Source organism: Williamsia sp. Y844, from assembly GCF_056786475.1.
This window is the reverse complement of record NZ_JBXCJB010000004.1, coordinates 292,547-319,361: the sequence shown is the minus strand read 5'-3', so window position 1 is coordinate 319,361 and position 26,815 is coordinate 292,547. Positions and strand designations below refer to the sequence as shown.

Here is a 26,815-nt window from a genome sequence, read left to right as displayed (position 1 = left end):
TGGTGGTGGTCGTTTCAGGAGAAGGTGAGATGAAGGTTGCTCAGGCCGCGAATGATGTACGTGGGGTCGTACTCGTAGCGGCGGTCGCCGGCGGGCCCATGATGGGAGTCGGAAAGCGAAATATCTGTGGTGCGTTCGAGGAGTCGCTCAATGGTGACCCGCCCCTCGGCGCGAGCGAGCGGACCGCCCGGACAAGAATGTGCTCCACGACCAAAAGCGATGTGTTCCTTGACGTTATAGCGATCGATCTGGCATTCGCCGGGTTCGTCGAACTGACGCTCATCGCGATTGGCCGCGCCCGGATGGATCATGATCGTCGTCCCCGCCGGGATGTCGACACCACCGATGGTGGTCGAATGGCGGGCGAGTCGAAAGTCACTCATGGTCGGGCTCTCCAGGCGGAGTGTTTCTTCGATGAACGCGGGTATGTCACCGCGTTCGGCTCGAAGATGATTCTGAATCGCTCTGTCCTGTGCGAGGATTCGTAACGCGGAGCTGATCATCCGTGCCGAGGTGTCCTGACCTGCCCCGAAGAGGAAGGTCGCCATGCGAACGATCGCGTTCACCGGGGGAATTGAACCGTCGGGGTACGTCGCTTGCGCGAGTTGCGTCAAAACGTCCTCGTGTGGTCGGGCGCGCCGGTCTTCAACGTACGCTGTGAACTTCTTGAACATGTACTCGAGAGGGTTTTCCGTCAAAGCAGAATCATCGCCGACCGTGCCAATGGTGCTACCCGCCAGCGCATTACGGAAATCTTCACGATCGTCTTCGGGGACTCCGAGAAGGTCGGCGATGACCAGGGTGGTGAAGGGCTTGCCGTAGTCGGCGATGAACTCGCACGCACCGCGGTCGATGAAGGAATCGATGCAGGCGTCGGCGATCTCGGCCATCGCCGACTCGTTCTCTCGTAGCCTGGTCGGGGTCATGAGGCGTTTGAGCAGGGTGCGTTCGGATTGGTGGGTTTCACCATCCATGGTGACGAGGAATTCTGCCATCGGCCACTGATTTCGGTTCTGTTCGATCGCCTCGGTGATGTCATCGACATCAGGGGATACATGTAGGGGTGGGAAAGGGCCACCGACTGCGTTGCACGAGGAGAAGGTCGCTTGATCCCGATAAACTTCCACTGCCTCGGCATACCCCGTCACAGCCATGACCCCGGGGTGCGGCACCGATTGCACCGGGCACTTCGCCCGCATTGCGTCAAAGTACTCGTACGGGTCGACCGCCAACGTCTGGTCGGTGAAGAAGTCGGCACTCGAGACGTCGACCGCGGCGGCAGACGGTACTCCAAGGCCTTTCGCCGAACCCACCGTGGAGTCTGGAAAAGGCTGTTGTTCAACGTTGTTCATGATTCCTCTTTCGTCGCGCGGTTGCCGTGCCGGCGAATTCGGGGCGGCAGCCCCGGGGTCGTATCGGGTTGCCTCAGTTCACGAAGACCCGGATGATTGGAGTCGCAATACAGTCGTACAGCGGGAACCATACACTTGTATAGTCGTCGCTGACGGGTCTTTGTGAAGAACTGGCGAAATTTCGGATCACCGACGAGTGTGCCGACGGGTGTCGTGGATTTGCCGCGCTATGCGCTATCGGGCTTCATGGCGCAGCACAGAACCGCTACCTTTACGCTGAGCGGTTCTTCGCGGCCGATACCAGGCGCCGCGGACGCACTCATTCCTTGCGGGCGGTCGCTTTCCGCAACGCATGCTTCTCCAGCTCGGCTTCGGCGAGTAGGAGCTTGAGTGATCTGTTTTCGGCGCGAAGTTGCTCGATTTCCGGATCGGCACTGTCAGCTGGGGCTACGGAGGTGCGCGGCTGGTCGCCATCGGGCGGTTCGAGAGCGTTGACGTATGCCTCGAACGTCTCGATGAGTTCGTCGTGCGAGGTCGCGATTCCGACGCCCTTCTCGAGATTCAGCATCTTCGGGATGTTGGACATCAGCAGCACAAGCGCACCGGTGGAGAGTTCTTGGTTCATCGCCGAGCTGGAGATCAGCCGATCCGCCAGGGCGTCGAGTTGGATGCTGCGAAGTCTCTCTGACACGACAGCGAGCTCAGCACCGACGGACTCGCGGTGGTTTCCAAGAGCCATGAACTCGGTCATGAGCGGCCCGCTGGCCTCTTCCCAGCTGTAGTCCCAGATGGCGCGAAGTGGTTGGTTGGGGTGTGCCTCGAGTGCTTTCGTCAAACGATCGAGATTCTGTTCGGTACGTCGCTGTATCGCGGCGACGAAGACGGAATCAATTGTTGGAAAGTAATATTGGACAAGGCTGGGGGTTGCGTTCGCTTTGGCGGCCAGTGCGCGATACGTGACTCGCGGATAACCCTCTTCCAGCATCAGGCGTTCGACGCAGTCGAGCAGAGCGTCTCGAGTCTTCGACATCTCGACGCCGGTGCGCCGGGACGCTGCAGACATGTGAAACCCCCTGTTGTGCTGCAGGATCCCATTCGGATTTCGGGCCTTGCTGTGCAAGTATGCCGCATCAGTGACCCAACTGTCAGTACCGCGTCGATGCCGGCCTGGCCGCCCGGGTTGGTGTCGCCGAGCCGGAATTTTCAATTGTTCTTGATTTGAACCCCGCGAGCCCTGTACGACTGTATTGTTCGACCGACCACGTCGGTGCGATCTCGGTATCCCGATAGGACGCTGGTGGAAGGAAACCTACCGATGGCACGTATTGAACCCCTGCCGCCCAAAGAGTGGTCGACCGAGATGCGCGATGCGTTGAAAGCGATGACTCCACCGTCGGCGCGTTATGTGGTCCAGACCCGATCTGACCGGCCCAAAGGAAAGAACACGATGGGCACGCTCGCGCATCATCCCGCGCTCGCCCGGGCCTGGTTCACCTTCAACGGACACATCCTGATGTCGACAACTCTGACAGCCCGGCAACGTGAACTGTTGGTGATGAGGGTTGCAGTTCTTCGCAATTCGGCCTATCAGTGGGCGCAACACGTCTACATGGCGCATGACGCCGGTATCGACGACGAGGAGATCTCCCGGATTGGCTGGGGGCCATCCGCGCCGTTCTGGTCTGACTCGGACGCGACTCTGTTACGCGCCGTCGACGAACTGGTCCTCGATGGCAAGATCGGCCCGGAAACCTGGGAGGCACTCGCCGGCGACCTTGATACCCAGCAGATTCTCGATGTCATCTTCACGGTTGGGGCTTATGAGGTGACTTCCTGGATGTTCAATTCAGTGGGGGTGGAACTCGACGACGACATAGTGGAGATGCGAGCGAAGACCGGGAACCGGCAACCCGTCGAGTAGCGCCGTCTCGCGGAGACCGATTGAGTGCCAACCACTCTTCTCTCCGTCACGCCACAGGTTTTCTGATGGTGATCACATGCCGGTGATGTTGCGGCGGTTCCCGAGCGGCATCTGGGATTCCAGTCGACCCGACATCAATCCGTGTTGGCTGGCAACGGCGGCCACTAGTTTCCGGCGGACTCGCGCGCTTCGCGCTCTTCGTGGTTTCGGACGAGTTCGCGGAAGCCTATCGGGTCCCAGCCGGGCTTCGGCTGCACGCCCCATTCGTCTTCGGCGGTCTGTTGGCCGGCGCCTTCGGGTGGTCCGAACAGCGGGTATGGATATTCACACTCGAGGGTGTCGTCGGAGTACCGGACCTTCAGCATCTCGCTGCAGATCTCTTGGAACGACAGCGTGGGGTAGCCGTACCAGATCGCCAGTGCCGGAACGGTGAACGCACCTTCGATGACGAGGGCGAAGAGGCAGACGAACACCCCGCGCTTGATGAACCTGTGCATGCGGGCATACGGGGGTGTTGTACCCAGTGGCAGTTCGTCGTCGGGTGACTCGTCCACCGATGGAGATTTAGGTGACTCTGCGGACATGATGTCCTCCTTTGCCGGTTGGACGGCGATCAGTCGGTGAAGATCTCTCGATTCACCGTGTGTAGGTAGGGGATCGCCAGAAATGGGGTGATGTAGAAGATGTCGTACAACCACCAGCCGATCACCGGGAGCACCACGCCCGAGTAACGCACATCGGCGTACATCGTCATGTTGAACGTGTAACCGATCCAGATGACCACGCCGAACCAGCAGGTGACGATCATCCACTGGTGGCCCCAGCGCTTCATCTGCAGGAAGGCGATGCCGGCCGCGATGCGCATCGGGAAGACGGTGAGCATCAGGGCCACCTCCCAACCCTTTTCGCCCGGACCGCCCGCGCCGCCGATCCACAGTTCGTTGTAGTGCCAGAAGTAGCCCGCGTCGAACATGTTTCCCCAGGCGGTGAGGATCACGCGGTTGATCAGGGTGTGGTTCGCGATGAGGTCCAGCGCCCAGCCGAGGCTGTTGAGCGCGGCGTCGAGGATCACCAGGTAGCCGATGAGTGTGACGAGGATGGGCCGGACCGACAGGCCTTCGAGTCCCGCCCGGCGCTGGAGCCACACGCCGCGCAGGAAGATGGGCAGGCCGACGATTCCGAGGACCAACGTTCCCATCAGCAGCGTCCCGATGGTGAGCCACCAGTCGGCTTCGCGTTGTGCGCGGCGCGAGTCGTCCTGGTGTTCGTCGTAGGAGGCGGAGGTGTTGCCGGCGCTCTTGTCACGCCGTAGGTTGATCGAAGGGAGATTCATGGCCTGCCTACCAATCCCGAGCGGTGTACATGTAGAGCTGGATCAAGAATTGCGACAGCAGGAAGCCGTACGCGAAGATCTGGAAGACGATCAGCGCCCGTTTGCGCCGCCTGTCCTGTTCGTTCACGAGCCGCTCCCTTCGATCAATGTGTCTGTGAGTCTTGGTATTCGGTGGCCTGCAGACTTGCTGCGGCGACTTCTCTCAAGCCGCTGCTGATGGCACCGTCGGTACTCAGTGGTGCCAGGATCGAAGCTTCGGCGGCCTGCATCTCGGACGCGCCCGCGGCGATGAGTCTCGCGGCGGTCACCAGCACACGCGTCGACGGTGGTTCGAAGTGGTACACCTCGTCTGCCTCGCGGATACTGATGGCGCAGTGGACAAGTCGGTTGGCCACGGCAATGTCTATGCCGGCTTCGGCGACCAGGACGGCGGCTTCGCGGTCGGGCGGGAGATAGTGCATCGGCAGGGTCACAAACCGTTGCCGGAAAGAGGGTTTGAGCTCCTTGAGCGAGCTACGGTATGCCGGATTGTAGGAACAGACGACCATGAACGACTGCGGTGCTCGGACGACTTCATTGGCGCGATCGAGATACAGGGCCCGGCGGTGGTCGGTCAGCGAATGCAGGATCGCGAGCGAATCGTGGCGGGCTTCCACCACTTCGTCGAGGTAGCAGATCGCACCCTCCTTCACCGCGCGGGTGAGGGGGCCGTCGGTCCACCGGACGTCTCCGCCGGTGACCATGAACCGCCCGACGAGGTCAGAGCTGGTGAGATCATCGTGGCAGCTGATGGTGACGACGGCAGTGCCCAACAGTTCGCCCATGTGCTCTACGAACCGGGTCTTCCCGCAACCGGTGGGGCCGGTCAGCATCACCGGAAGCTGCTGGTTGAAAGCCCGCTCGAACATCTCGATTTCGTTGCCGGTGGGGAGGTAGAGGTCGGTGGTCAAGGTCTTTGTGCTCCAATTGTTCAGACGCTGAGGAGTTCTCGGTGGACATGAGCCAGCACGCGGGGTAGTTGTTCGACCTGCCGGATTCGCTGAGACCGTCGGGATCCGAAGACCTCGGGTAGCGGGTCGACACGGGCCGGACCGACGCCGATGTAGTAGACCGATATCCCGGCGTCGTCGGCCTCTTCGAGTGCGTGGGCGACGTCGGCCCAGGCGTATCGCCCCTCGTAGCCCTCGTCGGATATCAGTCCGTCGCCGATGACGATGAGCAGTCGCCGTTCACAGGGCTGGGCCAGCAGGCGGCTTGTCAGGTGCCGAATAGGGGCGCCGAGCCGGGTGTACCCACCGGTTGCCAGGCCGGAACCACTCGGAACGACCAGATGTGTGTCGTCGAAGTCCTTGAGGCAGTTCACCTCCACCCGGTGGCGGGTGTTGCCGCTGAAGACAAACACTCCGTGACGTTCTCGGGTGAGCATCATCGCGCGTGAAAGTGCGTCAGCGCAGGCCAGTTCCAGCTCGAAGACTTCGCCGCGGCGGATGCCGAGTGAGGAGCTGCCATCGAGGAGCAGGGCAGTGGTCACGTCCCGCGACATGGGTAACAGCTCCCGGAACACCCGGGGTTCAGCGGCTTCTCCGGTGATCAGGTCGATGTGGTGGTTGACGTACGAGTCGACGTCGAGATCGGATCCGTCCTCCAGACGGCTCTTGATCGATCGGTGTGTGTGTTCGGCGAACCACTGCCGCAGATCTGTCGACACAGGTGGACCCGGCCTGCCGGTGCCCCGATGCTTTCGTTCCAACACCGCAACATGGTCGATGAGGAAGCTCTCACGCCATGCGTTCCACTCGGGGTAGGGGATGCCCGCCCGCTGGTCCGGCCGGATCTCGATGTCTTCGTCCTCGGGCCGGCTCGGTGGCGGGAGGTTCGAATTACGTATTCCGCCTTCACCTCCGACCGGGATGGACAACAGGCGCTGGGCGTCGCTGCGGGGAGAAGTCCACGGCATCCGGCTGTACGCCCGCTTGATCGCGGTAGCCAGGCCGCGGCCTGGCGGGGCCTGCAGTGTTAGTTGTCCGAGAAGCGGGTGCGGGTCGATTCTCTCGCGGGAACTGGCCATCATGTCCGCATGCCGGAGCATGTCGGGGGCGTCGAAGCCGCTGTCCGCAACCGGAAGCCCGGTCAGAATGCGATCGAGTTCCGGTATCAGGCCGGGCCAGTGATCGGCGATCCAGCGCAGTGCGACCCCCGCCTCGACGATGGTCAGAGCCGCCAGCCCACGAGGCGAGAGTTCGTGCAGTGGGTAGCGTCCGATGTCGTCTTTGGATGGCGAACACTGCAGTGCAACACCGCAGGTCAATGTTCGTGTTGTCCAATCCGTCGAGATCGGCGGATAGGGCACCTGGACGATGTTCTGGAGGCGGTTGAGTCCGAACGTTCGATGCTCGCCCGTCATCAGTCGAGCACCGCTCCGGCGTCGCTCCGAGAAGGCGGCGGCAGTCAGGCCGCAGCTGCGCTCGAGGGTGAGCGCAGTCGGGATCGGTGTCCCGTTCATCGTGAAACACTCACGTTGCCAGCGATGTTCGCCCTGCCGGCGCCGGTCATCAGAACGTACCGATGTTCTTCATGACCCAATACCAGAACGCGATCACGGCACCCATCGCGCTCCAAGCGACCACCAGTCGCAGAATGTCCAGCCACATATCCAGGACCCCATCTCGATCTCGGCGGATATGTCAGTTCTAGACCCATTCACTGACTGATGTCAATGAAATCTGTCAATGACTTCAGTCGGCAAAATTAGACACAGTGCGCATCCCTCATCGCGGGCGCCGCAGTTTTTGCACCGTGATCGACCGCCCTGTCGGCGCGAAACATATACTTCCTGAGCATTATTCGACTTGCTCGGGATTGTCGATATCCGGCTCGTCGGGGTGCTCAAGCCCGCTTCTGGTCAGTTCCGACCGGGTCTTGACCAACGCTGTTTGGCGGTCGGCAAGGACTTTCTCCCAGGCCGCTGCGAAGGTTTCGTTGACGTGCTGGGCACGGTTGACCCGCGGTTTTCGTTCCGGATCCACCGACGATGGTGGTATCCACCCGACCCTGCCCTTGTCGGGCCCCTCGGTGATCATGATCGTCTGCCACTGACCCGGGCCGTCTCCGACGAGTTTGTGGTGTGGCGGGCACGCCGATCCCATCAGATCGATGTCGGTCAGACCACCGTTGATCCAGGCAATCAGGTGATGGATCTCCACCCACGCCGCCGGATTGGTGCACCCGGGGTGCGAGCAACCGCGGTCGCGGGCGAACAACGCCAACCGCTGACCCTTCTGCGCGGTGCGTTTGGCCCGGGCGAAATACAGCACCTCGGCGCTGTGGTTGGCGAACACCGCCAAGTATTTGTCGGAACGCGCTGCCAGGTGCAGTGCCTCTTTGACCGGAATGTCCACGCCGGAGGCAGTTTTTGCGATGCCGGCACAATTCTCGAGTTGTTGTTTGGTCATCGTGATGATCAGCTGCGCCGGCAAACCCCGATGGGACTTGCCGAGCAGGTTGCACTCCAAAATCGTTTTCAAAATCGCTTTGAGCGCGTCGTGGCGTTGTTGGCCCATCGAGCGGGTGTCACGCTCGGCGGCAGCCTTGATCAGCTCTGCATCTTGTTTCGGGTCATCGCTGGCCCCGGTCGGCGAGTTCGGGTCGGCCGGGTTGTTCATGCCCGGGGCGGCCCAGACATCCATCACCGTCGTGAACAACGCCAACGTTTCCGGATCCAGGGTGCCGGAGATCTTGGCCATCAAGTCCACACCCTGATTACCCAAACTCACCGAACGTTTACGGGCCCGATCCGAATCATCGGTCAGCCGGCCATCGGGATCGACCCGGGCCAGCACCTGACGGCCCGACGCCGCCAACTGAGTCGAATCCTGGCCGACGGCCTCTTCGGTCATCCAATGATCAACCACGTCATACACCGCCGAATCCGACGCTGACGGGATGTGTTTACGAACATCTAGCATCACATCCATATGTGCTGCGCCGATCAACCCTTGGGACCAGGCCTGTTCGGCGGCAGGACATTTCGGTGCCAGCTCTTCACCCTGCATCGTATGGAATCGGCCGACTGCATCCAGACCGCGGATCCTGGACATGGTTTGGCCTTTGGTCAACCGCAACTCGCCGCGGACAAAGCCAAAGAACGACGAATATCCGGCCTTCGAATACGACGAGCGGTCCGAGGCCACCAATAGGTGCCGTAGCCCGGTGAACTCGAGCTTACGAACGATCCGTTCATGCACCCGCACAAGCTCATTGACCTCGGCATCCGACATATCCGACGACGAACAATCATTGATATCGGCAAGCAGCAACTCCAGCTCGAGGTACTTTCGCACCAACACCGGAACCGAAGAAGTACCAACCGGAACCTCATCAAACGGATCGTCAGTCATCATGCCCCCCAGCACATCTGATCGAAATCTTTCAACCAACATACCCCGGGATACACAATGTGTCGAATGTTTGTTCGAGTAATGGTTTTCGGATCTGTTCGAAGTAAAACCCTTGTGGGGCAACGTGTTGCGTACGCCTCGGATACGCAGGGCACCCCACTTCAGGGTCACTGGTGTCTTCGCCGAGTGCGTCGGGTAATCCTGCTGACGGTCAGCGGGGTTCGAGGCCTCGCATGACGCTGGCCACGTATTGATCGAGAACATGTGGATCTTGAGGACCTTCGTGGCTGACGGTCAGGTAGGCATAGAGGCCGAGGAAGAAGAAGAGCGCACTGTGCGCGGGGTCGACGTCGGCGTAGATCTCACCGCGATCGCGGGCCTGTTCGATCTGGGTGATGACGAGTTCGATGACGGACAGGCCTTTGGCGGGGGCGGGATCGGGCTGGGGGCGGGTGGGGGAGAAATACAGGGCCAGGACATCCCGGAACAGGTTCTTTCCGAGCCTGCGCTTTGCTGATTTTGTCAGGCGGACGGTCTCCGAGAGCACCTCGGCCAAATCGGGCGACTTGGCGATGAATCGCTCGAGATCCCTTGCAGCTCTGGCTACCTCGGCGTTCTCGATCTCGATGAGGACGTGCTCTTTGCTGGGGAAATGGAAGTAGAACGTGCCGCGTGCGACACCTACTGCGGTCACGATGGCACCGACATCGGCGTCGGCCACGCCAGTTCGTTTGAATTCGGCCACCGCGGCATCGAAGATCCGTCGACGTGTCTCGAGGCGCTGTGCCGCACGCCCATTCGGCTTGGCTGGAATCCGCGGTCCGAGTTCCTTCTCCGCAGCGTTGCCGTGACCCGTCATCTGTCCGAGTCTAGGTTGCGATCACGCGGTTGCGGTTGTTCTCCACCGTGAACGCGATCGTGGTGGTGGCCTGATCGGTGCTCTCAGCGGGTGGGGTCTTCGTAGCGGGCGAGACGGTTGTGTAGTTGGCGGAGTGTTTCTTCTACCTCGTCTAGGAAGCTGTCGACGTCGTCTTCGTTGTAGCCGCGTTTGCCCAGCGGGGGCTTGCGGAATGCGACCTTGTGGACGTCCGACGCGGTGACCAATGGGTGAGGTGAATTATCCGTGGTGTGCATTTCGCCGTCCTCCTGGGCTTGCCCGGCACAGATTGATATCGAGCATAACGGCTTTGCCATCGCGAACATAGGGTGCTGTTCTACGCCGCGGGCCTCAGACCCGGGTTCTTCAGACTGATTGCCATGGGTGGCTCTTCGGGAAAAGTGCGCCGTTCATGGGTCAACCGACCGCTCGGTGTCAGATGAGCGTCGACCAGTACCACCAGAAATGCTGTCCGATCAGGCCGGCGATCACGAGAATCCACACCACCGGAATCAGGGAATGGATGCTCAATGCCCCGTTGAGGATCTTCCGGGCAACACCGCCCGCGATGTAGTCGTCGGCATTGCGCAGGCTCACGTAGCAGAACGCGACAATGGTCACGACCCAGACAACCATGCAATACGGGCACAACGCGTCGATGCGGTAGAGGCTCTGGAATATCAACCAATGTATGAAGACGATGCCGGCGGTCAGTCCGACCTGCATGCCGAGCATGATCAGCGCAGAAGGTTTGCGTCCCATCATGACGGCGATCGCCAGCAGTGCCGAGAACCCGACGAGTCCGATCAGCGAGTTCGGAAAGCCGAAGAGCGCCGCCTGGGACGTGTCCATGATCGAGCCGCAGTTCAATACCGGGCTGATATCGCAACTGGTCACATAGTCCGGGTTCGCCGCCAGTTCGAACTTCTCGACGGTCAAGGTGAACGATGCCGCCAGACCGATGGCGCCGCAGATGCCCAGGATCCAGGGGAGCAGTCGAGGAAAGAGGACCGGTGGTGCGTCGTCGGTGCTGTCCTGGGTGGAAGTGTCTGTCGCCGTCACTGCCACATCGCCTTGCCGTTCATGCCACGAATCTACCCGCGAGGGTTCAGGCGACTGCTTCCTCGCCGATCAGCGTGGTCCGATGCATGAGCCGGCGTGAAGTGGCGGTGTAAGGGATCGCCCGATGGAGCATGCCGGTGTTGTCCCATAAGACCAGATCGCCGCGATGCCAGTGATGGCGCAAAGAGAAACGCGGCTGCGTGGACCATTCGAGCAGACGGCTGATCAGTGCTCGACCTTCCTCGGGTGGCAGGCCGACGACCTCACCCGCGGTGGCGCCGATCAGCAGGGACTTGCGTCCGGTCTGGCGTGTCCACACCAACGGGTGGACTCGGGTGGGAACCCGGGCCCACGCAGCCCGCTGCTTGTCTGTGGGGTCCGGATTGGCCAGCAGTTGCGCCGTGCTGAAGCTGTGGACCACCCGCAGGTCGGCGACCAGGGCCTTGTCCTCATCGGACAGGGCGTCATAGGCGGCGTAGGTGTTGGCGAACTCCGTGTCTCCGCCTTCGGCAGAGACCTCGAGTGCCGTCAGCAGGGTGCCCAATTGTGGGATGGCATCGGTGGCGCCGTCGATATGCCAGTGGAATGTGCCGGTGTTGTACGAGGCCAGGACTGTCTCCGCGGGATCGAGGCTGATCGCTGAAACCTCTGGATGGGTTTCTTGACCGCCCAGCCCGGGGATCACCACCTCGCCGAGTAGGCGGCTCAGTGCCACCAGGTCGTCGTCACTGATGTGACACTCCCGGAACAGCACCATTCCGTGCCGCTCCAGTGCCGACCGGCACCACTGGGCTGCGTCGGCACTGGCAAGCCGGGGGCCGGGTACGCCGCTGACCTCGATACCGATCGAGGGTGTGATCGGGGTGGCGGTGTCGAACATGGGCGCTCCTCAAAGTATCCGGATGGCAGATGCAATACAGTCGTATAGTCTCTTCAAGATCACCATACATTCGAAAGACAGGTTGGCAACGCGATGCGAATTGGATTGACCGGCGGCGCTTCTTCGACCGACAAGATCGTCCAGCAGGCCGAGCGTGCGGAGGCCGACGGATTCACCTCGCTCTGGTACGCCAGTACGGTCGCGGGTGATCCACTCGCCGCACTTGCGGTGGCGGGTAGGGCCACCTCATCGATCGAGCTGGGAACTGCCGTCTTGCAGACCTATCCGGTGCACCCATTGCTCCAGGCCAACCGTGTTGCCGCGGTTGCCGAGGCGATGGGACGGCCCGGCTTCACGCTCGGTTTGGGTCCTTCCCACGGGCCCCTCATCGAAGATGTATATGGGCTGTCGTACGAGCGGCCCGGCCGCAACACCGAGGAATACATCCAGATCATCACCGCGCTGCTGCACGGCGAGGACGTCGATTTCCACGGACAGGACTGGACCACCAAGAGTGCCGGCCGGATGACAGCGGTCAAACATCAGGTGCCAGTGCTTCTTTCCGCCATGTCGCCCCGGATGCTGCGGGTGGCAGGACAATTCGCTGACGGCACCGTCCTGTGGATGGCTTCGGCGAAGGTCATCGAATCACAGATCACCCCTGCCATTCACGCCGCGGCCGCGCAGGCGGGCCGTCCGACTCCCCGGATCGTGGCGGGATTGCCGGTGGCAGTGCATGACGACGTCGACGAGGCGCGCGCCGCGGTTGCCGCGACGTCGGGCATGTATGCCGGAATGCCCAACTACCAGCGCGTCATCAGCGCCGGGGGCGCAACCGATGCAGCTGATATCGCCATCGTCGGCAACGAAGAATCGGTGCGCCTACAGCTGCAGAACCTCATCGATGCGGGCGCAACCGATGTCTGGGCGGCGATCACCCCGGTGGGTTCCGATCCTCGTGGGTCGATGCGGCGCAGCCGTGACCTGCTCCGCGACCTGGCCGCTGCCGGGTAGCGTTTCACTTCAACGGCCCGCAGACGTGTGTCGAGGAGGAGATGAAACGTGACTTACACCGCCGATGCGGAACGCCACCTCGACCACAGTGATCACGAGGGCGACGGCGATCAGACTGCGCAAGCGGTTGCGGCCGTGCGACGGGCCACGGTGGCACTGACGGGCGCTGATCGCGGTGCGGCGGATCTCTCGGAGATCGCCCGCCGGATCCACGCCCTCGCCGATGACCTCGAGACCCGCGCGCCGTCGCCACACGATCGGATACAGGCGATGGAGCGCGAGGGTAGGGGGTCGCTCTACAGCCCGGTGGTGGGTGCGCACAACGCGATCGCTGCACCCACCGACTTGGGGGCGACCGACGATGGCGCCAACGGAGTGGTGACGTTTTCGGTCGCCTACGAGCGCGCGCCCGGTGTGGTCCACGAGGGCGCCCTGGCGATGATTCTCGATGTGGCACTGGCCAACGCAAACGCGGTGGCCGGAGCCGCGGGGATGACGGCGCAACTCAACATTCGGTTCCACCGGCCGGTTCCGTCCGGGCGGGAGCTGACGATCAGATCGCGACATGAACGCGTCGACGGCCGGAAGGCCTACTCGAGCGCAGAGATCTGGCTGAATGACGAACTGTGCGTGAACGCCGATGGGTTGTTCATCGCCTCGAGAAAGCGGATGCCACATGCGAACTGACGGTGTAGAACAGTCCGATGGCATCGGGGTAGAACAGTCCGATGGCATCGAGTCGGCGGCCGCGGGGTTGCGACGACTCACCGATCTGCTCCTTCGGGTCGACGCCGAGGACCCGGGGCTGCAGGCGGTGACCGAAGAACTCGACCGGATCTCGCGGCTGATCGACGACTGCGCCGGGGTGACCGGCGATCGGGATCCGGTGTCGGGTAGGGGGAATGCGCTCGCGCCGCCACTTGACATGGACGTCGACGACGACGGAAACGTCTCGGCGACTGGTCTTCTCGGGCTGCAATATCAGGGACCGAAAGCGTTGGTGCACGGTGGCATGTCAGCGCTGATGCTCAGTCATGTCCTGGCAGCGGCCGGCATGGTGGAGGGAGAACCGGCGGTGGTGCAGGAGTTGTCGGTGCGTTATCACCGGCCGACCCCATTGCTCACGGAGCTGCACATCTCGGCGGAGCGAACCGATCCGTCCGGGCGGCAGGTGCAAGGGACAATCGTTTCCGATGGCGTCACCACCGTGTCGGCCGAAGCGCGGCTCGCGCCGTCGCCGCACTAGACGCCCGACCGGCCTTTGGACTCATGCGTGTGGCGCGAGTGGAGGATCTGCGCCGGCCAGCTACCGGAGTTGATCAGCTGGGCAATCTCATCATGGATGATGTTGCCGATTCGGATGGCCAATCCGCGGGGCAACTCGAGCCGGCCGGTGGACGCCATGATGAGCTTTTGACTGACGGTGGGCTCTGTCAATGGAGCCCAACGAATCCGTCCTGATTCGATCTCTGCGGTGCACGCGGACATCGGCAGGATGCCGTAGGCAGTTCCGGCCCGGATGAGACTTTTCGCGACTTGCAGTGAGTCGGTGGCAAACCGGGACTGCAATTGGATCTGGAGTCGCAGTGCTGCGTTCTCGATGGTGCTGGCGAGGCCGGTTGGGGTACTGGGCATCACCAGCGGAAGCTCGGCTATGTCGATGAAACGCATTGGCCGATCTGGAGTGAGATCGCTTGTCGCCCCGCCCATGACGACAAGGTCTTCGATCAGTAAGTCGCTGGCGAACAAGCGATCATCAGGTATCGGGTTGATGATGGCGGTGTCGAGTGTTCCCTTCAGCAGGCTCTCGATGAGAAGGTCGGTATTCGCGGCTGTGATATCAAAAGTCATTTTCGGGAACGCCGACGCGAGGCTGCCGAGTAGTGGTTTGGCCAACAGGTCCACGGTCGTCTCCAGGAGGCCGAGACGAAATCCCCGTTCGAGTCGTGCAAGTGGCGAGCCGGCATACTGGACGGCGAGCTCGAGCTGGCGCAGTGGCGCGGCCGTACTTGCTCGGAGCTGTTCGCCTTCCTCCGTCAACTCCATGCCGCGTGACGTGCGGCGAAACAGCGTTACACCGAGTTCTTCCTCCAGACGGTGGATTTGACGACTCAGGGCAGGCTGGGCGATCCCAAGGACACTTGCCGCACGCGTCATCGACCCCTCGTCGGCGATGCGCAGGAAGTACTTGAGGCGATGGGTATCCATAACGATCCCAGTCTGCCACCTAGGTCGAAACCGGATGGCTCTTCGGTTGCCGGGGAACCCCGTCGGCGTCGCGGATGGCATCCAGGATTGTCGGAGCGAGCTCGAGCCGGCAGATCACGAGGTCCGGCAGATACACATCACTCTGGTTGTAGCGCAGTGGCTCACCGTCGATCCTGCTGCACCACAATCCCTGTGATCTGGCCACGGCGACCGGGGCGGCCGAATCCCACTCGTACTGACCGCCGGCGTGCACATATGCATCCGCCTCGCCACGGACGACCGCCATCGCCTTCGCCCCGGCCGAACCCATCGGCAACAATTCGCCGCTCAGCGCCGAGGTCACTGCCTCCGCGAATGCCGGTGGCCGCGAACCACTGACGACGATGCGTGGAATCGATCCGCGTGGTGTTGCCGCCAGTCCGGTTGCAGGTTCGACCGCGGCACCGTCATTGACGTAGGTGACCGACAGTGCGGGCAATGCAACGGCACCGCTGGTCAGACCGCCCCCGTCACCTCGTCCATTGCGCTCCCACAGCGCCACATGAACCGCCCAATCGCTGCGGCCGAGTCCGTATTCCTTGGTCCCGTCCACCGGGTCGATGATCCAGACCCGAGAGGCGTCGAGTCGGCCCAGATCGTCGGATGATTCCTCCGACAGGACCGCATCGTCGGGCCGCAGCCGCGCGAGTTCCTTCAGGAGGAACTCATTCGACCGGAAATCGCCGGCCCTGCCGAGATCCTTGCCGGCGAGGCCGGATGTGGCCCGTAGTTCCAGCAAGAGGTCACCGGCGGCAGCGGCCAACTCGCCGGCGAGCGCGGTGTCCGCATCATCGAAGCTCACGGCTCACATTCCCAGGTCGCGGCGGATTGCTTCGGCGACGCGCGGCAGGGGACTGTCGCTGGGCGTGATGACGATATCGGCCGCGGTTGGAGGCTCGTACGGTGAGCTGATCCCGGTGAACTGGGGAATCTCACCTGTGCGGGCCTTGGCATAGAGGCCCTTGGGGTCACGCTCCTCGCAGACCTCGAGTGGCGTGTCGACAAAGATCTCGTAGAACGGGATCCCGCGCTGCGCGTGGATCTCTCTGGCCCGCTGTCGTTCTGCTGCAAAGGGACTGATCAACGAGACGATCGCCACCGAACCGGAATCGGCGAAAAGCGCGGCAATCTCTGCGGTGCGGCGAATGTTCTCGCGGCGGTCGTCGTCGCTGAAGCCCAGGTCGGAGTTGAGACCGTGCCGGAGATTGTCGCCGTCCATCAGATAGGCGGGACGTCCCTCAGCGACCAGGGACCGCTCGAGTTCTGCTGCAATAGAGGACTTTCCGGAACCGGAAAGTCCCGTCATCCAGATGGTGGCACCCGTGGTGGCGCGCTGCTCGCGTGTGACCGATGAGCTGTGCCAGACAACGTGCGAGTCTTTGCTGGCCGGGCCGTTGATCATCCCGGCGCCCACTGTTTTGTTGGTGGCCTCGTCGATCAGGATGAAGCTGCCGGTGTGACGGTGCTGCTGATAGGCATCGAACATCAGCGGTTGCTGTGTGCGGAGTGTGATTCGGCCGATCTCATTGAGCTGTAATGCTTCCGGGGCCTCGTCGCGGTGCAGGGAGTTCACGTCGAGCCGGTAGGTCAGTGTGCTGATGACAGCTTTCGACTCACGGGTCGAGCTCTGGATCGTGTAGCGGTTCCCGGGTGCCAGGGCGGTGTCGTCGGAGAACCAGCAGACCATGGCGTCGATGTCGCGGCCGACGTGTGGGCGGTTGCCCGGCCGGGCCAGCATCTCACCGCGAGTGATGTCGATTTCGTCGGCCAATGAGATCGAGACGGCCATCGATGTGAACGCCTCGTCGACCTTGGCCCCGCCGGGACCCCAGATTTCCGACACCGTGGTGGTGAAACCGCTTGGCAGCACGACAACTTCGTCACCGGGCTTGAAGGTTCCACTGGCGATGGTCCCGGCGTAACTGCGGTGGTCGGAGCCATCGGAGACCTGCGGGCGGATGACGTACTGCACGGGCATGCGCGCGTCGATCAGGTTTTTGTCCGACGAGATGTGGACGTCTTCGAGGTGACCGAGGAGCGAGGTGCCGGTGTACCAGGGCATGTGCTGCGAGGCATCGACAACGTTGTCGCCGAGGAGAGCTGACACCGGTATGAAGCTGAGGTCGTGGACGTTGAGCTTGCCGGCGAAAGCGCTGAACTCGTCGCGGATCTCGATGAAACGTTCTTCGGACCAGTCGACCAAGTCCATCTTGTTCACACAGAGCACCAGATGGGCGATGCCCAACAGGGATGACAGAAACGCGTGCCGTCGAGTCTGCTCGAGGACACCCTTGCGGGCGTCGATGAGGATCAGGGCGACATCCGCAGTGGAGGCGCCGGTCACCATGTTTCGGGTGTATTGAACGTGCCCCGGTGTGTCGGCGATGATGAACTTGCGTCGGGGCGTGGCGAAGTAGCGGTAGGCGACGTCGATCGTGATGCCCTGTTCGCGCTCGGCACGCAGTCCGTCGGTGAGCAGAGCGAGGTTGGCGTACTCGTCTCCGCGCTCGGCGCTGGTCCGTTCGATGGACTCCATCTGGTCGGTGAAGATGCTCTTGGAGTCGTAGAGCAGCCTTCCGATGAGTGTGGACTTGCCGTCGTCGACGCTGCCCGCGGTTGCCAGGCGGAGCATCTGCTTTCCAGTCTGCATTGGACCTTTGGCCTCGGTGGTGGAGGATTCGGTGGTGGGGTGTGCAAGAGCCATCAGAAGTAGCCTTCCTTCTTGCGGTCTTCCATCCCTGACTCGGAAATCCGGTCGTCGGCGCGGGTGGCGCCGCGCTCGGTGATCCGGGTCGAGGAGACCTCGTCGATCACCTGATGCACGGTGACGGCATCGCTGAGGACACATCCGGTGCACGTCGCATCGCCAACCGTCCGGAACCGAACTGTCTCGGTGATCACTTCTTCCCCTGGTGCCAACTCCACGAAACGGGTTTTGGCCAGCAGCATTCCGTCGCGAGGAACGACCTCTCGCCGGTGCGAATAATAGATGCTGGGCAGTTCGATCTCTTCGGAGGCGATGTACTGCCAGATGTCGAGTTCGGTCCAGTTGCTCAAGGGGAAGATCCGGATGTGCTCACCCTTGTGGTGTCGTCCGTTGTAGAGATTCCACAACTCTGGACGCTGTGCGCGTGGATCCCAGGCGCCGAACTCGTCGCGGAAGCTGAACACCCGTTCCTTGGCGCGGGCCTTTTCCTCGTCGCGCCGGGCGCCACCGAAGACGGTGTCGAACTTGTTCTCTTGTATGCCGCGGAGCAGCGCGGCGGTCTGCAGTCGGTTGCGGCTGGCGCCCGGTCCGGTCTGTTCGACCACCCGTCCTGCGTCGATGTCGTCCTGCACGCTCGAAACGATCAGCCGGACACCGGTTTTCTCGACAACGCGATCGCGGTACTCGATGACCTCGTCGAAGTTGTGGCCGGTGTCGACATGCATGAGCGGGAACGGGATCGGTGCCGGCCAGAAAGCCTTGCGTGCCAGGTGGAACATCACCACCGAATCCTTGCCTGCAGAGAACAGCAGCACCGGGCGCTGTGCAGTGGCGGCCACCTCGCGGAAAATGTAGACCGACTCCGCTTCGAGCGCGGCCAGGTGTGAGAGCTCGTAGCGTGTGTTCAGCATTGATGTGGCCTTCCGGAGGACATGTCCGACGATGTGGTCACGAGTCCTGCTCGATCTTGTCGAGTGGGTTCGAGCGCTCCATCATTCCCACTGTTTCCTCGTCGTCCCACCGATAGCGCACACCGGATTGGTGCACAGCGGGGAAGGCGGGATTCTCGGCCTTGAGCGCATTTGTCGAGTAGGCGTTGTCCTTGTGGAAGACATCGTGAGCGCCGAACAGGACCTCGCCCGCGATGGTCACGGTCTCGGTGTCGGTCTCGAGGACCAGTGTGGCGTCGTCTCCCCTGGGGACAAGACGGGTCAGCCAGGGAGCCTTCACGATTCGCGCCGGAATGAGATCTCCGTCGCCCTTGTAGATGAAGCCCTCGGCGAAAGTGTCCTGGCCGTCGTCGCGCGGAGGATAGGCGATGTAGCCAAAAGCCTTGCCGCTCGGGAAAACAGCGGACTGCCAGCAATGACCCCAGAATCCGGCAAGGTTGCGGACGCCCTGACGTCTGATTCTCAGTCCGCAGCCGGTGAAGGTGTGGTCCTCGGCCCCGTCGATGCTGACCCGGCCGGTCGCCCGGAACAACTGCTCGTAGCGAGGGCCACCCATCATGCCCGAGAACGCGCCGTCCTTCAGCTTTTCCTGGGCGTCTTTGCCCATGGTGCCCTGGATCCACGGTGGCACGGCCATCTTCGCTTCGACATGGAAGCTGACGTTGACGACCGGACCGTCGGTCTCACCCTTGATGAGCCCGGCCGAGGTGGTCTGTACGGCCTTACCGTCGTATGTCATTGTCCAGGTGTCGAACTCGTCGACACAGTGGAACTTCAATCCGCCGGCTCCCAGCACGGTGGGCTTGCCTTCCGGTCCGATGGGTGAGGCGGCGGGTTCGGTGGCACGCAGTCGGTACACGCGACCATCCGGATAGGTGACATTCACCTGCAGGTCGTGGGTATCCCAGTTAGAGGAAACGGCTTCCACGCCGATGCGAGGTAGTCCCACCTCGCCGCGGTCATCGACCACCCAGAAACTCACCGAGTCCCGCATTTCCGGATCTTCGGGCCGCTCGGCGAAGACGTGGTCGCGAGTTAGATCAAGGCCGCCGGTCAGATCAATCGTCATCGTTTCTCTCACTTCACATTTGGGTTGGTATGGCTGGTCCACCGTTGGGCGTTCTCGCTGTACTCGGCAAACAGTGGGCGGACCGTGTCGAGGTCGATGCCGAACTCGGCCGGGTCAGCGTGTGAACTCGGCTCACGCTCGCCTGCCGCCTTCTCCCACCAACTGCGCATCTGCGACTCGAACTGTGCGCTGACGGGGGTTCCGAGCCAGCGGTACAGACCCTGGACCTCGCCGACCGGATCGCTTTGCATCGCCCGGAAGTCGATGTCGTAGAAGCGGTCATCGGCGCCGTCGCGGCGGAACTGCATGGCGCGTTGGATACCCAACGACCAATGGTCGACGTTGAGCTTGCCGATGTATGGCTTGTCGATCGTGTCGGTGAACCTCGTGATGATGTCGGCGTACAGGTCGGCGACCGACAAGATGACGTCGGTCGGATCCCGATGGGTCATGACGTAGCGGGCATCGGGAAACGCCTTGTCCAGGGCGTTCAGGACCAAGATGTGCGACGGGCACTTGAGTCGCCACTCCCGGGTGGGCTCACCCCACTGCATCAGCTTCATCACTCTGCGCTGGTACTCGAACGTGGACGTGAGGTCTGCCTTGGTCACAAACCATTCCGAGTAGGTCGGAATCTGGGCCAGTGACTGGAAGAAGTGGGTCTTGAAGTCCAACGCCATGATTTCGTGGCATTCCATGGGGCCGTGGGTCTCGCTCGGGACGTGATGCCGTGACCCGAGCATCTCGCCGATGCCCGTTGGGATACGCGGATCGACCCCGACAACAGTCGACGTCGGCGGGCAGGGCTGTGACGACTCCCAGCGCCTGATGTATCGCACGTCGGGGTCCTGCGAGAGCAAACTCGACAACGCCGATGAACCGGTGCGCGGCAGTCCGATCCCGATCAGGGGGGTGACGATCGAGACCTCGTCGATCTCGGGGTGACGGGCATACCAGTCTTCGACCTGCAACCGTTGGCTGAGATATCCGACGATGCGGTCGCGCATGAACACTTCACCGGTCGCGTTCAAGTTGGCCTCGTCGCGAAGCGATGCCGTCAGTATTTCGAGACCTTCGCGGAAAGAGTCATCACCGAAGTCGGTGAGTCCGGTGCTTGTGGTAGCCGCGTCCATGACATCGTCGATGGCGCCCATCGTGACCTCCGGGGTTGAAATCAGTTGATTAGCAAGGGATGTAGTCGATCGAAGGTCAGTTCATGAACTGTCCGCCTGCGACATCGATGGTCTGGCCGCACATGTAGTTGGCGGCGTCCGTGGCCAGGTACGCAACCATGTTGGCCACTTCCTCCGGCAGTGCGCCGCGACCGAGTTGGACGTAGTTCTCGAGTGCTTCGGCGATGGAGTCGCGGGCGGCGTAGTCCTGATCGCTTTGTGGATTAAGGAAGCGCTCCACGAGATCAGGTTTGATCATGATTCCGGGGGCGACTGCCAGCACGTTGACACCGCGCGGCGCCATCTCGTGAGCGAGGTTGCGGGTGAAGCCGATGACACCGGCTTTGGCCGAGTTGTAGACAACAAGCCCACGGTGCTGCATGCGTCCACCGACGGCGCCGATGTTGATGATTTTGCCCGAACCCTGCGGGAGGAGGTATTCGAGCGCGGCGTGCGCGCCGTACATCATCATGGTCAGGCTGCCCAGCATTGTTTTGTCGATGTCTTCCTTCGTGTGCTTCTCGAAGGGGCCGGCCACCGCCATGACCGGGTTGTTCACCATGATGTCGAGGCCGCCGAGGCGGTCATGACTTTCTTTGACGCCCTGGTGGACCTGATCCCAATCTGACATATCGGCGAGAACGGGTATCGCTTTTACACCCCAGCGTTCCTCGATTTCCTTGGCACGACGTTCGACCTTCTCGAAGGTCCGGCCAACCAGTGCAATATCGGCGCCGAGGCCGGCGAGGCGGTTGGCAATCGCCTGGCCCAAACCGTCGCCCCCAGCACCGATGACAATCGCCTTTTTGCCGGTCAGGTCCATTTGTTCGGTGACGCGCATGCCAACGATGTGGTTGGGCATGCGATCAAAACCCATCGCTTCTGTCCAGTTCTTGTCTTCAACACTCACTGAAAACTCCCGTCACATTCGCGCAATATTGTGGTGCGCGGCATACCGTTTGTTTGGATGCTTCGAGACTATGGGTGCGGCAACTGCAGTTTCCAATACCAATTTCGGCGCCGAGCCATAACAATTCGTTATGGCTCCGACGTGGGTCTGGCAGTCGAAGCTTGGTTCAACAACAAAAAGCGGCCAGGGCTCCTGTGGAGCACCTGGCCGCAGTCGGCGAGCGGGTAATTGCTATTCGATCAATCCTGGACGCCCGAAATCTCTTTCGCCTTCTCGGCGAAATCAGCGAAGCTGGTGCCGGACTTTTCACGCGTGCTCCACGCGCGGGTCTGCACGTCATGTCCCTCGGCGGCCTTGCGTAGCGCACCGACCGTGGCCTGCTCCTTGGGAACGTCCTTGAAGGGATCGAACGAGTACCACTTCATCGCGTTCTCGTGGGTCATCTTGTTGATCTCATTGTCGGTGACGTTGTACTTGTCGAACACGCCCTCGAGCTCTTCCGGCGCGTTCGGCCACATCGAATCGCTGTGCGGATAGTCCATCTCCCAACAGATGTTGTCGATACCGATTTCGTTTCGTAGCTGCACGCCGACGGGATCGGAGATGAAGCAGGTCAGGAAATGGTCCCTGAACACTTCCGAGGGAAGCTTGCCCTTGAAGTCCTGGTTGGTCCACGTCGAGTGCATCTCATAGGTGCGATCGACCCGCTCGAGGAAGTACGGGATCCACCCGGTGCCGCCCTCGGACAGGGCGATCTTCAGGTCGGGGAATTCCTTGATCGGTGTGGACCACAGGAGGTCGGCCGCGGCCTGCACGATGTTCATCGGTTGCAGCGTGATCAGCACGTCCATCGGGCTGTCGGGCGAGGGGATCGAGAGTCGTCCGGATGAGCCGATGTGCACGTTCATCACGGTGTTGGTGTCGACGAGCGCCTTCCACAGTGGGTTCCAGTAGTCACTGTGAAAGCTGGGATAGCCCAGCGCCGAGGGGTTTTCGGTGAAGGTCAGCGAGTGCACGCCCTTTTTTGAGACCCGACGTACTTCTTGGGCGCAGAGCTCGGCATCCCAGATCGGTGGCAAGGCCATCGGGATGAATCGCCCCGGATGGGCGCCGCACCATTCGTCGATGTGCCAATCGTTGTAGGCCTGCACCAGAGCCAGGGAGAAGTCGGCGTCGTCGGTGGCGAACAGTCGGGCTGCGAATCCGGGGAACGACGGGAAGTTCATGGTGGCGAGTACGCCGCCGGCATTCATGTCCTTCACCCGCTCGGCCGCGTCGTAACAACCGGGCCGGATCTCGTCGAGACCCTGTGGTTCCAATCCGTACTCTTCCTTCGGTCGCCCGGCAACCGCATTGAGCGCGACGTTGGGGATGACGGTGTCGCGGAACTGCCAGGTGTCGCTGCCGTCGGGGTTGTGGACGAGACGGGGTGCGTCTGCCTTGTATTTGGCGGGCAGATGATTGTCGAACATGTCAGGTGGCTCGATGATGTGGTCGTCGATACTGATCAGGATCATGTCGTCTTTGTTCACAGCTATGCCTTCCGCTGGGGCCGGCCGTCGAGAGCCGGCGCATATTGTACGAATGTATGGCAGGTGGGGGCTCTATGTGGGCGAATTTTTCGAATCGGCCGACGGGAGTAGGTGGGTGGGTATTCTTTGTGAGCGCAGTCCGAAAAGCGCTCTGCGCCAACGCCCAGCCAGGCTGAAGTCGATCGGCCGACATCGGAACGATCCGCGCCCGGATTCCGAGAAGCGTTATATACGAGAGTATTTCGCGAAGTTGGAGGAACACGATGCGTATTGGGTTCATAGGTCTCGGGAGTCAGGGCGCGCCGATGGCTCGGCGGATCGTGGAAGCGGGCTACGACACGACACTGTGGGCGCGCCGGTCGGCGTCGCTGGAATCCTTTGCGGACACAGAAGCAAGAGTCGCGGACAGCCCTGCTGAGCTGGCGGCAGCCAGCGATCTGGTCTGCCTCTGCGTGGTCGACGATGCAGATGTTCGGCAAATCGTGACCGGTGAACTCGGAGTACTCGCCGGCCTGGCACCGGGAGGTGTGATCGCAATCCACAGCACCATCGCGCCCGACACCTGTCGCGATCTGGCTGGGAAGGCAGCGGCGCAAGGGGTTGTGGTGCTCGATGCGCCGGTCAGTGGTGGTGGCCCTGCAGCCGTGGCGGGCAACCTCCTGGTCATGGTCGGTGGCGAAGCGGAGACCGTCGAACGGTGCCGGCCCGTGTTCTCCACATACGGCGAGCCGGTTGTCCATCTCGGTGCACTGGGGTCGGGCCAGGTGACCAAACTCCTCAACAACGTTGTCTTTGCCGCCAACCTGGGCATCGTCGTCGATGCGTTGGCCCTGGGTGGGTCCTTGGGGGTGGATCCCGATCGTCTCGGCGAGGTGATCTCCAAGGGGTCGGCGAACAGCTATGCACTTGGCGCCATTGCCGCATCCGGCGGAACGATCGACGCGATCGCCTCCATCGCGGGGACGCTACTGCAGAAGGATGCGCGACTGATCGCGAGCCTGGCCGACGACGCCGGGGCCAAGTCGGCGGCGGTGCTGGCCGCCGTCGACTCGACGCTGGAGGCGATGGGCCACCCACGCTGATCGCGCGTCGACGGCGCGTCAATCGTGGATGCGTGCCGACTCTTTGCGTTCGGTCACCGGTCTGGCCAGCTCTTGGTCGACGCAGATCCGCTGCAACTTCTCCAGAGTCTCGTCCAGGCCCGCGCCGACTCGAGAGCCCGGAGTGAAAGTTGCCGGCAGGTACCGCATGCCTTGGATGACCCCGATGGTTTCGTAGTGGACCGTCCCTTCGGGAACGCAGCGATAGTCCGGGATCCGGTCGAGCACCGCGCTCATCATCGACTTGAACACGGTGCGTGCAAGATTGGAACCGATACACCGGTGCATGCCGATGCCGAAGCTGAAGTGGCGATTGCCGCTTCGGTCCAGTACGAGGTCATTCGGGTCGTCGAAGATGTCCGGGTCGCGGTTGGCCATGGCCCACGACAACCAGAGTCGGTCGCCCTCCTTGAGCTGCCTGCCGTCGAGTTCCATGTCTGCAGCGATGGTTCGTCCGTCGCCGGGGGCAGGCGTAAAGAAGCGCAAGAACTCCTCGGTTGCCGGATCGAGTAGTTCGTCTCGTTCACGGCTGAGTACGTCGCGCTCATCGGGATTCTCCGACAACCACTCCAGCGCGTGCGCCGTCAACGCTGTGGTGGTGTCGAACCCGCCGCCGATGAGAAGGTTCAACATCCCGAGCAGCTCCATGTCGGCCGCAGGCTCGCCATCGATCCGGAGCCCGGCCAACGCGTTGATGATCCCGGGACGCGGGCTCTCGCGGATCTCGGCCAGGTTGGAGAACAGATCCATGCCCATGGCCATGTACAGATCCAGTACCCGCGGGGCGTCCGGTGACTCGGGTGCGGTGTAGACCGACGCGTGGGCCGGTTCGTTGTATATTTCCCACTTCTGCAACGGAATACCCAGCATTGCCAGTGTGACCACGGCAGGGACGATGTTGGCCAGATCCTCGACGAAGTCGATGTGGCCGGTTTCGATCTTCTCGTCCAGGCAGGCGCGCACCACGTCGTCGATAAACGGTTCCCACCGTTTGATCGCGGCGGGCGACAGATAGGGATTGAGCGCGCCGCGATAGATCTTGTGCTCGGGATCGTCCATCTCCAACAGACCGCCCCGGATGCTGACCTCCATCAGCTTGGGGATCGAAACACCCTGGTAGCCACGACGTTCACCGTTCACGTCGTGATCGGCAGAGACATCCGCGCTGCGGGCGAGTTCGAAGACCGCCCGGTTGTCGGCAGCGACCCAATGCCCGTTGTAGGTATCGCTCCACGCGAGGGGGCACTTGCTCTGCATCTCCTCGGTGATATCGGTGAACCGTTCGCGGTATTCCGTTGTGTGTCGATCGAAGTGGAAGCGGGGCGACTTCCGGTCGTTGTCGCTGCCGTGGTCAACGCTCATGACTCATCTCCTAGCCGTCAGCCGGTTGTGAACCGATCCCTCAGAGTTTGAAGTCGTACCACTTGAGGTACCCGCCGCCGTCGATTCGCAGCTGCATGCCGGTCATGTACCTCGATTCGTCGGAGGCCAGGAACAACACGGCGTTGGTGATGTCCTCGGGCTCGACGTACGGAATCGGCATTGCCTGCATCACCGCAAATCCGGGCTCGGCATCGGCGCGCGTGGGATGTTCGAGATCGGGACGGAAAGCCTTGTACATCGGTTCGCTCTGGAGCATGTCGGTGTTGCAGTTGGTGGGGTGCACGACATTGGCGCGAATGTTGCGGGGGGCCATGTGCAGGGCGACCATGTGCATGAAATGCGTCAGTTGCCGTTTGGCCAATGCGTATGCGGCACCGCCGAGTTCCTGCCCTGGGGCATCGGTTTTGCTCACATCCATCAGGGCGGCGGTCGAACCGGTGGCGATGAGTGATGCGCCCGCTTGCAGATGTGGCAGTGCCGCCTGCACGGCATTGATCACACCGAGCAGATTGGTGTCGATGGTGTCGATCCATGCGTTGATGCCGGGTTCGCCGGTCATTGCGGCGATTCCGGCATTGGCGATGACCACGTCGACCTTGCCGAACTCGGCGAGACCTTGGTCCAGCGCCGCGACCATCTGGGCACGCTCTCGAACATCGGCCTGGACCGTGACGATACGTCGATCATGCTTTTCGACCAGCCGGGCGGTCTCGGCGAGATCTTCTGGTGTGGCAAGGGGATAGTTGACGGTGCTGAGGTTTTCGCACAGGTCGACTGCGATGATGTCGGCACCTTCTTCGGCAAGCCGCACCGCATGGCTGCGACCCTGGCCGCGTGCGGCTCCGGTGATGAATGCGACCTTGCCTTGAACACGTCCCATAGTTGTTCCTTCCAAAGGGTTCTGACCGA

General features: G+C 62.0%; 26 protein-coding genes. 5 read left to right on the top strand and 21 right to left on the bottom strand.

All coding sequences use genetic code 11. From position 1 onward, the window contains the following. Positions 1-14: 14 nt before the first annotated feature. Entirely contained in the window at positions 15-1,352 is a 1,338-nt protein-coding gene (locus AC1TQG_RS22610; RefSeq protein WP_482140452.1) for a cytochrome P450, read from the bottom strand. A gap of 319 nt (positions 1,353-1,671) precedes the next feature. Further along, on the bottom strand, positions 1,672-2,415 hold the full coding sequence (locus AC1TQG_RS22605; protein WP_482140450.1) for a TetR/AcrR family transcriptional regulator: 744 nt from the start codon (positions 2,413-2,415) through the stop codon (positions 1,672-1,674). Between the two features lie 252 nt (positions 2,416-2,667). Between AC1TQG_RS22605 and AC1TQG_RS22600 the strand changes: the two genes are divergently transcribed. Continuing rightward, positions 2,668-3,273, top strand: coding sequence for a carboxymuconolactone decarboxylase family protein (locus tag AC1TQG_RS22600; RefSeq protein ID WP_482140448.1), 606 nt, complete (start codon positions 2,668-2,670; stop codon positions 3,271-3,273). A 164-nt stretch (positions 3,274-3,437) separates the two neighbouring features. Here AC1TQG_RS22600 and AC1TQG_RS22595 read toward each other — a convergent pair whose 3' ends face one another. The 9 genes from AC1TQG_RS22595 to AC1TQG_RS22555 form a co-directional block, all read right to left on the bottom strand. Then, positions 3,438-3,857 carry a hypothetical protein gene (locus AC1TQG_RS22595; RefSeq protein WP_482140446.1) on the bottom strand — a complete coding sequence of 140 codons (420 nt, stop codon included), beginning with the start codon at positions 3,855-3,857 and terminating at the stop codon, positions 3,438-3,440. Positions 3,858-3,886: 29 nt separating this feature from the next. Next, positions 3,887-4,606, bottom strand: coding sequence for a hypothetical protein (locus tag AC1TQG_RS22590; RefSeq protein WP_482140444.1), 720 nt, complete (start codon positions 4,604-4,606; stop codon positions 3,887-3,889). A gap of 143 nt (positions 4,607-4,749) precedes the next feature. After that, positions 4,750-5,556, bottom strand: a complete 807-nt coding sequence (locus tag AC1TQG_RS22585) for an AAA family ATPase (RefSeq protein ID WP_482140442.1) — start codon at positions 5,554-5,556, stop codon at positions 4,750-4,752. Between the two features lie 20 nt (positions 5,557-5,576). Then, the gene (locus tag AC1TQG_RS22580) at positions 5,577-7,109 is read right to left on the bottom strand and encodes a nitric oxide reductase activation protein NorD (protein WP_482140440.1); all 1,533 of its coding nucleotides are present in this window, start codon (positions 7,107-7,109) and stop codon (positions 5,577-5,579) included. Between the two features lie 337 nt (positions 7,110-7,446). Continuing rightward, entirely contained in the window at positions 7,447-9,006 is a 1,560-nt protein-coding gene (locus AC1TQG_RS22575) for an HNH endonuclease signature motif containing protein (protein ID WP_482140438.1), read from the bottom strand. A gap of 208 nt (positions 9,007-9,214) precedes the next feature. Further along, on the bottom strand, positions 9,215-9,862 hold the full coding sequence (locus tag AC1TQG_RS22570; RefSeq protein ID WP_482140436.1) for a TetR family transcriptional regulator: 648 nt from the start codon (positions 9,860-9,862) through the stop codon (positions 9,215-9,217). Between the two features lie 83 nt (positions 9,863-9,945). Further along, positions 9,946-10,137 (bottom strand): DivIVA domain-containing protein, encoded by a 192-nt coding sequence (locus AC1TQG_RS22565; RefSeq protein ID WP_482140434.1) that lies wholly within the window; start codon positions 10,135-10,137, stop codon positions 9,946-9,948. Between the two features lie 178 nt (positions 10,138-10,315). Then, positions 10,316-10,942 carry a vitamin K epoxide reductase family protein gene (locus AC1TQG_RS22560; protein WP_482140432.1) on the bottom strand — a complete coding sequence of 209 codons (627 nt, stop codon included), beginning with the start codon at positions 10,940-10,942 and terminating at the stop codon, positions 10,316-10,318. Positions 10,943-10,988: 46 nt separating this feature from the next. Beyond that, a complete protein-coding gene (locus AC1TQG_RS22555) occupies positions 10,989-11,822 on the bottom strand; it encodes a TauD/TfdA dioxygenase family protein (protein ID WP_482140430.1) in 834 nt (277 codons plus the stop codon). A 93-nt stretch (positions 11,823-11,915) separates the two neighbouring features. On the opposite strand from AC1TQG_RS22555, the gene AC1TQG_RS22550 reads away from it, so the two are divergent. Genes AC1TQG_RS22550 through AC1TQG_RS22540 form a run of 3 tightly spaced genes read left to right on the top strand, consistent with a single transcriptional unit; the run spans position 11,916 to position 14,082 of the window. Next, positions 11,916-12,836, top strand: coding sequence for a TIGR03564 family F420-dependent LLM class oxidoreductase (locus tag AC1TQG_RS22550; RefSeq protein WP_482140428.1), 921 nt, complete (start codon positions 11,916-11,918; stop codon positions 12,834-12,836). 48 nt (positions 12,837-12,884) lie between these two features. Then, the gene (locus tag AC1TQG_RS22545) at positions 12,885-13,523 is read left to right on the top strand and encodes a PaaI family thioesterase (RefSeq protein WP_482140426.1); all 639 of its coding nucleotides are present in this window, start codon (positions 12,885-12,887) and stop codon (positions 13,521-13,523) included. Further along, entirely contained in the window at positions 13,513-14,082 is a 570-nt protein-coding gene (locus tag AC1TQG_RS22540) for a PaaI family thioesterase (RefSeq protein WP_482140424.1), read from the top strand. Before AC1TQG_RS22545 ends, AC1TQG_RS22540 begins: the two co-directional genes overlap by 11 nt. Here AC1TQG_RS22540 and AC1TQG_RS22535 read toward each other — a convergent pair. The 8 genes from AC1TQG_RS22535 to AC1TQG_RS22500 all read right to left on the bottom strand — a co-directional run bounded on the left by AC1TQG_RS22535 (position 14,079) and on the right by AC1TQG_RS22500 (position 23,423). After that, on the bottom strand, positions 14,079-15,044 hold the full coding sequence (locus AC1TQG_RS22535) for a LysR family transcriptional regulator (protein WP_482140422.1): 966 nt from the start codon (positions 15,042-15,044) through the stop codon (positions 14,079-14,081). The genes AC1TQG_RS22540 and AC1TQG_RS22535 overlap by 4 nt on opposite strands. Positions 15,045-15,063: 19 nt before the next feature. Further along, a complete protein-coding gene (locus AC1TQG_RS22530; RefSeq protein ID WP_482140420.1) occupies positions 15,064-15,885 on the bottom strand; it encodes a 3'(2'),5'-bisphosphate nucleotidase CysQ in 822 nt (273 codons plus the stop codon). Positions 15,886-15,888: 3 nt separating this feature from the next. Beyond that, on the bottom strand, positions 15,889-17,733 hold the full coding sequence (cysC, locus tag AC1TQG_RS22525) for an adenylyl-sulfate kinase (RefSeq protein WP_482141427.1): 1,845 nt from the start codon (positions 17,731-17,733) through the stop codon (positions 15,889-15,891). A 53-nt stretch (positions 17,734-17,786) separates the two neighbouring features. Further along, positions 17,787-18,701 (bottom strand): sulfate adenylyltransferase subunit CysD, encoded by a 915-nt coding sequence (gene cysD / locus AC1TQG_RS22520; protein WP_482140418.1) that lies wholly within the window; start codon positions 18,699-18,701, stop codon positions 17,787-17,789. Between the two features lie 37 nt (positions 18,702-18,738). Next, the gene (locus tag AC1TQG_RS22515; RefSeq protein WP_482140416.1) at positions 18,739-19,809 is read right to left on the bottom strand and encodes a hypothetical protein; all 1,071 of its coding nucleotides are present in this window, start codon (positions 19,807-19,809) and stop codon (positions 18,739-18,741) included. Between the two features lie 8 nt (positions 19,810-19,817). Then, a complete protein-coding gene (locus tag AC1TQG_RS22510; protein WP_482140414.1) occupies positions 19,818-20,963 on the bottom strand; it encodes a sulfotransferase family protein in 1,146 nt (381 codons plus the stop codon). A gap of 55 nt (positions 20,964-21,018) precedes the next feature. Beyond that, the gene (locus AC1TQG_RS22505; RefSeq protein ID WP_482141425.1) at positions 21,019-21,858 is read right to left on the bottom strand and encodes an SDR family NAD(P)-dependent oxidoreductase; all 840 of its coding nucleotides are present in this window, start codon (positions 21,856-21,858) and stop codon (positions 21,019-21,021) included. Positions 21,859-22,130: 272 nt separating this feature from the next. Further along, on the bottom strand, positions 22,131-23,423 hold the full coding sequence (locus AC1TQG_RS22500) for an amidohydrolase family protein (RefSeq protein ID WP_482140412.1): 1,293 nt from the start codon (positions 23,421-23,423) through the stop codon (positions 22,131-22,133). A gap of 263 nt (positions 23,424-23,686) precedes the next feature. On the opposite strand from AC1TQG_RS22500, the gene AC1TQG_RS22495 reads away from it, so the two are divergent. After that, positions 23,687-24,505, top strand: coding sequence for an NAD(P)-dependent oxidoreductase (locus AC1TQG_RS22495; RefSeq protein WP_482140411.1), 819 nt, complete (start codon positions 23,687-23,689; stop codon positions 24,503-24,505). 18 nt (positions 24,506-24,523) lie between these two features. Here AC1TQG_RS22495 and AC1TQG_RS22490 read toward each other — a convergent pair whose 3' ends face one another. After that, on the bottom strand, positions 24,524-25,885 hold the full coding sequence (locus tag AC1TQG_RS22490; RefSeq protein ID WP_482140409.1) for a cytochrome P450: 1,362 nt from the start codon (positions 25,883-25,885) through the stop codon (positions 24,524-24,526). 40 nt (positions 25,886-25,925) lie between these two features. Further along, on the bottom strand, positions 25,926-26,786 hold the full coding sequence (locus AC1TQG_RS22485; protein WP_482140407.1) for a mycofactocin-coupled SDR family oxidoreductase: 861 nt from the start codon (positions 26,784-26,786) through the stop codon (positions 25,926-25,928). Positions 26,787-26,815 lie beyond the last annotated feature (29 nt).